This is a genomic window from Methylobacterium sp. CCH5-D2 (assembly GCF_001556475.1).
In the GTDB taxonomy this organism is placed as follows: Bacteria; Pseudomonadota; Alphaproteobacteria; order Rhizobiales; family Beijerinckiaceae; genus Methylobacterium; species Methylobacterium hispanicum.
This window is the reverse complement of the sequence record NZ_LSIX01000824.1, coordinates 1-6,189: the sequence shown is the minus strand read 5'-3', so window position 1 is coordinate 6,189 and position 6,189 is coordinate 1. Positions and strand designations below refer to the sequence as shown.

5 protein-coding genes are annotated in these 6,189 nt (G+C 72.0%); 4 read left to right on the top strand and 1 reads right to left on the bottom strand.

Annotated features, from left to right (window positions below; translation table 11 throughout):
• Positions 1-527 precede the first annotated feature (527 nt).
• The 4 genes from serS (at position 528) to AX737_RS21740 (ending at position 4,984) form a co-directional block, all read left to right on the top strand.
• Entirely contained in the window at positions 528-1,814 is a 1,287-nt protein-coding gene (gene serS, locus AX737_RS21755; protein ID WP_066924850.1) for a serine--tRNA ligase, read from the top strand.
• Positions 1,814-2,578: a 5'/3'-nucleotidase SurE gene (gene surE, locus AX737_RS21750; protein ID WP_066924847.1), complete on the top strand. Its 765-nt coding sequence runs from the start codon at positions 1,814-1,816 to the stop codon at positions 2,576-2,578. The genes serS and surE overlap by 1 nt, the downstream gene beginning before the upstream one ends.
• Before the next feature lie 5 nt (positions 2,579-2,583).
• Complete coding sequence (locus tag AX737_RS21745; RefSeq protein ID WP_066924845.1) at positions 2,584-3,252, top strand: rRNA adenine N-6-methyltransferase family protein; 669 nt, start codon at positions 2,584-2,586, stop codon at positions 3,250-3,252.
• A 229-nt stretch (positions 3,253-3,481) separates the two neighbouring features.
• Positions 3,482-4,984: a peptidoglycan DD-metalloendopeptidase family protein gene (locus AX737_RS21740; RefSeq protein WP_066924843.1), complete on the top strand. Its 1,503-nt coding sequence runs from the start codon at positions 3,482-3,484 to the stop codon at positions 4,982-4,984.
• A gap of 55 nt (positions 4,985-5,039) precedes the next feature.
• Here AX737_RS21740 and AX737_RS21735 read toward each other — a convergent pair whose 3' ends face one another.
• Positions 5,040-5,909 carry an ATP-binding protein gene (locus AX737_RS21735; protein WP_066924841.1) on the bottom strand — a complete coding sequence of 290 codons (870 nt, stop codon included), beginning with the start codon at positions 5,907-5,909 and terminating at the stop codon, positions 5,040-5,042.
• Between the last annotated feature and the right edge of the window lie 280 nt (positions 5,910-6,189).

Below are 6,189 nucleotides of genomic sequence, written 5' to 3'. Positions count from 1 at the left end.
TCGGAGATGTGTATAAGAGACAGGTGCGGGAGAGGGTTGGGGTGAGGGATGAGAACTCTACGGACATGACGCGACGCCACCGAGCGGGCCTGCTACGCCCCATCCTGACAGTTCTCGTCCCTCATCCTGTCCCTCTCCCGCACGGGAGAGGGGACCCGCGCCCTATCCGCCTCGGGGCTCGCCCGGCATATGCGATCGCCCTGCCCATAGGGAGAGGGTCGGGGTGAGGGGTATGACCTTACAGGACTGAGCACGGCATCGACGCGCGTTCGGGGCCGCGTCTCGTTCGGAAACCTCATACCCCTCACCCGGCTTTCTGCGAAAGCAGACCTTTCCCTATGGGAGAGGGGACCCGCGCCTGACCGCGGTCAGGCTCGCCCGGCATACGCGATCGCCCTGCCCGCAGAGGGGGGAGGGAGAGCGATGCGCGGGTCGAAGCCGAAGCGGCGCCTGGGTCGCGTCCTCCCAAACCTTGTCGCGCCGGGCGCGATGCGGCAAAGCGGGCGCATCATCGCCCGAGCCAGCCCATGCACGACATCCGCGCCATCCGCGAGAACCCGGACGCCTTCGACCGCGACCTCGAGCGCCGCGGCCTCGCGCCCCTGTCGGCCGAGCTGGTCGCCCTCGACGACGCCCGCAAGACCGCGACCTCGGCGGCCCAGGCCAACCAGGAGCGCCGCAACGCGCTCGCCAAGGAGATCGGCGCCGCCAAGAAGGCGCGGGACGAGGCCCGCGCCGCGGAGTTGATGGCCGAGGTCGCCCGCCTCAAGGAGGAGGGACCCGCGCTGGAGGCCGCCCAGGCCGAGGCCGGCCGGGTTCTGGACGAGCGCCTCGCCGCGATCCCGAACCGGCCCAAGCCCGACGTGCCGGAGGGCGCCGACGAGCACGGCAACGTCGAGTACCGCCGCCACGAGGCCGGCCGCGAGCGCCTGAGCGCGGGCCGCCAGCATTTCGAGATCGGCGAGGCCATGCGGCTCATGGATTTCGAGGCGGCGGCGAAGATCTCCGGCTCGCGCTTCGTGGTGCTCAAGGGCCACCTCGCCCGGATGGAGCGGGCGCTCGGCCAGTTCATGATGGACCTGCACACCACCGAGCACGGCTACACGGAGGTGGCGCCGCCGGTGCTGGTGCGCGACGAGGCGATGTTCGGCACCGCGCAGCTGCCGAAATTCCGGGACGACCAGTTCGCGGCGGGCGACGACTTCTGGCTGATCCCCACGGCAGAGGTCCCCCTGACCAATCTCGTGCGCGAATCGATCCTCGCCGAGGACGAGCTGCCCCTGCGCTTCACCGCGCTCACCCCCTGCTTCCGCGCGGAAGCGGGTGCGGCCGGCCGCGACACCCGCGGGATGCTGCGCCAGCACCAGTTCAACAAGGTGGAACTCGTCTCGATCACCGCCCCCGAGAAGTCGGCCGAAGAGCACGAGCGCATGCTGGCCTGCGCGGAGGCGGTGCTGAAGAAGCTCGACCTCACCTACCGGGTGATGACGCTCTGCACCGGCGACATGGGCTTCGCCAGCCAGAAGACCTACGACATCGAGGTCTGGGTGCCGGGCCAGGAGACCTACCGGGAGATCTCCTCCTGCTCGGTCTGCGGCGAGTTCCAGGCGCGGCGGATGAACGCGCGCTACCGCCCCACGGGCCAGAAGGGCGTTCAGTTCGTGCACACGCTCAACGGCTCGGGCGTCGCGGTCGGCCGCGCGCTCATCGCCGTGATGGAGAACTACCAGAATCCCGACGGCAGCGTCACGGTGCCGTCGGCCTTGCAGCCCTATATGGGCGGCCTCACCCGGATCGAGGGACCCGCGAACTGATGCGCATTCTCGTCACCAACGACGACGGCATCCACGCGCCGGGCCTGGCCACGCTGGAGGCGATCGCCCGCGAGATCTCGGACGACGTCTGGGTGGTCGCGCCCGAGACCGACCAGTCGGGCGTGTCGCACTCGCTCTCGCTGAACGATCCCTTACGCCTGCGCCAGGTCTCGGAGCAGCGCTTCGCCATCAAGGGCACGCCGTCCGACTGCGTGATCATGGGCGTGCGCCACATCCTCGCCGACCATCCGCCGGACCTCGTCCTGTCGGGGGTCAACCGCGGCCAGAACGTCGCCGAGGACGTGACCTATTCGGGCACGATCGCCGCCGCCATGGAGGGCACGATCCTGGGGATCCGCTCGATCGCGCTGAGCCAGGCCTACGGTCCCGGCGGGCGCGGCTCGTTGAAGTGGGACTGCGCCCGGGAGCACGGGAAGCGGGTGATCGCCAAGATCCTGGAGACGGGGATCGAGCCCGGCATCCTGGTCAACGTGAACTTTCCCGATTGCGAGCCCGGCGCCGTGCAGGGCATCGCGGTGGCCGCGCAAGGGCAGCGCAACCAGGCGCTGCTCGCCATCGACGCCCGCACGGACGGGCGCGGCAACCCGTATTTCTGGCTCGCCTTCGCCAAGGCGCGCTTCGAGCCGGGCAACGGCTCCGATCTCAAGGCCATCGCCGAGCACCGCATCTCGGTGACGCCGCTGCGCCTCGACCTCACCGACGAGCCGACGCTGACCCGCTTCGCCCAGGCGTTTGCCGAGTAGCGCGGGTGCAGCCCGACGGCGCCGCCGCGGCGGCCCTCCACGACGGCCCCGCCGAGGAGGCCGTCGGCAACGCGGCCTTCGTGCTGGCGCTGCTCGGGCGGGGCCTGCGCGACCGGGCGGTTCTGCGCGCCATGGAGCGGGTGCCGCGCGCCCGCTTCGCGCCGCCCGAGCACGCCGACCTCGCCCGGCGCGACCTCGCCCTGCCCCTGGCCTGCGGGGCCGTGATGACGGCGCCCGGCACCGTCGCCCGGATGCTGGCGCTGCTCCGCGTCGCGCCCGGCCAGCGCGTCCTGGAGGTCGGCACGGGCTCCGGATACGTGACGGCGCTGCTCGCCGAACTCGGCGCCGCAGTGACGAGCCTGGAGCGCTACGCCACCCTGGCGGACGCGGCGCGCGGACGGATTACCCCGGATGCGCCGGTCGCCGTCCTGCACGCGGACGGGCTGGACTGGGCCGGGGCGGAGACCTTCGACCGGGTCCTGATCAACGGCGCGGTCGGCGCGCTGAGCCCCGCCTGGATCGCCGCGCTCGCCCCGGACGGGCGCCTCGTGGCGGGCCTCGGACACGCGGGCGACTGCCGGCTGACGCTCTACCGCCACGCCCCGGAGGGCTGCGAGACCGGTCCGCCGGCCCGGCTCGCCGGACTGGTTCCTGGGCGGGCGCTCGCCCTGTAGACAGGCTTCGGCCGGTGACGCCGGATCCCCTCTCCCCGCACGCGGGGAGAGGGGGGCGCCGCGTTCGGAAACGGCGAGCGTCGGGCCGGCCGGATGCCCCGCGCCCTATCCGGGCCAAGTCCTCGGAGAGTTCCGCACCCTCGCCGAACGTGGTTTACGGGAACGGTTGCTTAACCTGAATCCGGTTTGAATGACCGCATCAAGTTGCGTCAGGCAAACGGGTGCGTCGATGCGGGTTCGCGTGGCTGGTCGGGGGATGCGGACGCTGTCGCGCGTCGCCCTCATCGGAATCATCGGCGGCGGTGCCGCCGCCTGCTCGTCGGACACGATGCGTCTCGGCGATCCCTTCACCAACCCGTTCGCGTCGAACCGCGCGAGCGAGCCGGCCGCGACCGGCAGCCTGCCGGACACCGACCTCGCGCCGGCGCCCGCCATCCGCACGGGCCGGATCCAGTCCGAGGCGCTCGGTGCCCCGTCGGCGCCGATCACGCCCCGCGCCCTGCCGGCGCCGCCGCCCGTGGCGATGAAGCCCGCATCCGCCGCGCCCGCCACCCGGGTCGCCTCGACGGGCGCGGCCGGCTGGTCGGCCAGCGGCGGCACCACGATCACGGTCGCGCAGAACGACAGCCTGAACCAGATGTCGACCCGCTTCGGCGTGCCGGCCTCGGCGATCCTCGCGGCCAACGGGCTCACCAGCGCCAGCCAGATCACCCCCGGCCGCCAGATCGTGATCCCGGTCTACAACGCGTCCGGCATGAACCCGGCCGCGACGCCGGCCATGAGCGCCCGCGCCGTGCCGGCCGCACCGGCCGAGCGCCTGAAGGCGGCCGAGGTGAAGCGCCAGGACGAGCAGAAGCGCGTCGCCGAGACCAAGCGCGAGGCCGCCGCCCGCGAGGCGGCGGCGAAGGCCGAAGCCGCCAAGGAATCCGCCCGAGAGGCGGCCAAGGAAGCGTCGAGGAAGCTCGCCGAGGCCAAGGCCGCCAAGGAGGCTGCCCAGAAGGCCGCGGCGCTCGAGGCCGAGAAGAAGAAGCACGTCCGCCCCGGCCAGACCGCCAAGGTCGAGCCGAAGGCCGAGGCGAAGCCCGACCCGAAGGCGGAAGCTGCCCGCAAGGCCGAGGCCGAGGCCCGGCTCGCCAAGGCGGAGGCCGCCAAGGAGGCCGCCAAGAAGCTCGCCGAGGCGAAGTCCGCCAAGGACGCCGCGAAGGAGGCCGCGAAGGCCGCCTCCGACAAGGCCGCCGCCGAGAAGCTGGCCGCCGAGAAGGCCGCCGCGGCCGAGAAGAAGGTCGCCGCCAAGCCTGCCGAGAAGGCGGAGCCCGCGAGCACCGGCTCGGTCGCCCAGGCGCCGGCCGCCCCGGCGGCCCCGGAGCAGAACTTCCGCTGGCCGGCCAAGGGCCGGGTGATCTCGGGCTACGGCACGTCCGGCAACGAGGGCATCAACATCGCGGTCCCGGAGGGCACGCAGGTGAAGGCCGCCGAGGACGGCACGGTCGCCTACGCCGGCTCGGACGTGAAGGGCTACGGCAAGCTCGTGCTGGTGCGCCACCAGAACGGCTACGTCTCGGCCTACGCCCACAACGGCGAGATCGACGTGAAGCCCGGCGAGAAGGTGAAGCGCGGCCAGACGATCGCCAAGTCCGGCGCCTCGGGCAACGTCACCTCGCCCCAGCTGCACTTCGAGATCCGCAAGGGCGGCGCGCCGATCGACCCGATGAGCCAGCTCGCCAGCAACTGATTGTCCGGGACATGGGATCTGGGAGCGGCGGCCGGCGACGGCCGCCGTTCGCGTTTCAGCCGAGCCGCTGTCCGAGCCGGCCGGCGAGATCCTGGATGAACTGGAAGGCGGTGCGGCCCGAGCGCGAGCCGCGGGTGGTCGACCATTCGAGCGCCTCGGCCCGCAGCCGATCCGGGTCCAAGCTCAAGCCGTAATGGTCAACGTAGGCGCGGATCATCGCCAGGTACTCGTCCTGGCTGCACTTGTGGAAGCCGAGCCAGAGCCCGAACCGGTCGGAGAGCGAGACCTTCTCCTCCACCGCCTCGCCCGGGTTGATCGCCGTGGAGCGCTCGTTCTCCACCATCTCGCGGGCCAGCAGATGCCGCCGGTTCGAGGTGGCGTAGAACAGGACGTTGCCGGGCCGCCCCTCGATGCCGCCGTCGAGCGCCGTCTTCAGCGACTTGTACGAGGTGTCGTCGGCGTCGAACGAGAGATCGTCGCAGAACACGATCCAGCGGTGCGGGTCCGGTCGCAGCAGGGCCATCAGGTCGGGCAGCGCCTCGATGTCCTCGCGGTGGATCTCGACGAGCTTCATCGGCAGGTCGCCTGCGGCACGCCGGGCGTTCACCTCGGCCTGCACCGCCTTCACGAGCGAGGACTTGCCCATGCCGCGCGCGCCCCAGAGCAGCGCGTTGTTGGCGGGCAGCCCTTTGGCGAAGCGTGCGGTGTTGTCGGCCAGGATGTCGCGGTTGCGGTCGATGCCGGTGAGAAGCCCCATCTCGACGCGATTGACCTGCGGCACCGGCTGCAGCCGGCGGTCCGGCCCCCAGACGAAGGCGTCGGCGGCGCTCACGTCGGTCGGCAGCCGCTGCGGCGGGGCCGCCCGCTCCAGCGCGGTGGCGATCCGCTCCAGCAGCGGCATCAGGTCGTCGAGGGTCGTCGTCATCGCGGGGTGCATCCGGGGGTGGCGCAAGGGTAGCGTCTGCCCCGGCGCATACACCCGCCAAGCCCACGCGATCCACCCGGGGCGATCGCATGACGCTGCCCCAGGCTCGGGCACGGGACCGCGCCGCACTCCCTCTCCCGTAGGGAGAGGGTTGGGGTGAGGGGTATGACCTCACAGAATCGCGCACGCCGTCGACGCGCGTTCAGCGCCGAGCCCCATCCCGCGACGTCATACCCCTCACCCGGCTTTCTGCGAAAGCAGACCTCTCCCTATGGGAGAG

Coding starts and splice junctions, on each gene's coding strand:
- AX737_RS21740 (WP_066924843.1), top strand. CDS start 3,482: ATGCGGGTTCGCGTGGCTGGTCGGGGGATGCGGACGCTGTCGCGCGTC.
- AX737_RS21735 (WP_066924841.1), bottom strand. CDS start 5,909: ATGACGACGACCCTCGACGACCTGATGCCGCTGCTGGAGCGGATCGCC.
- serS (WP_066924850.1), top strand. CDS start 528: ATGCACGACATCCGCGCCATCCGCGAGAACCCGGACGCCTTCGACCGC.
- surE (WP_066924847.1), top strand. CDS start 1,814: ATGCGCATTCTCGTCACCAACGACGACGGCATCCACGCGCCGGGCCTG.